Genomic DNA, 245 nt, shown 5'->3' with positions numbered 1-245 from the left:
GCAAGGCCGGTCCCGGCCAGTATGTCTCGACCGGCGCCAGCGACCCGGTCTACGTGATCGGCGATCTCTCGACGGTCTGGCTGATCGCCTTCGTCCGCGAATCCGACTCCGACAATGTCGCGGTCGGCTAAGGGTCTGCATTCGTTTGCTAAGCTCTCTAAGCATGCGGTCCGGGGCTCGGTCGTTGCAGCTTCCGGGGGGACGGCCGCAGCGGTGCGCTAATAGTGCCGATTTGGTGTCGCAAA

At 63.7% G+C, this 245-nt stretch carries 1 pseudogene; it reads left to right on the top strand.

Annotated elements, in window-relative coordinates:
• A pseudogene (locus tag FNJ47_RS52490) lies at positions 1-128 on the top strand (efflux RND transporter periplasmic adaptor subunit); the annotation flags it as partial.
• Positions 129-245: the final 117 nt, after the last annotated feature.

The sequence above is a fragment of the Bradyrhizobium uaiense genome, from assembly GCF_010811875.1.
In the GTDB taxonomy this organism is placed as follows: Bacteria; Pseudomonadota; Alphaproteobacteria; order Rhizobiales; family Xanthobacteraceae; genus Bradyrhizobium; species Bradyrhizobium uaiense.
Note: the sequence above shows the minus strand (reverse complement) of the source record. Positions and strands in the feature narration are given on the sequence as shown.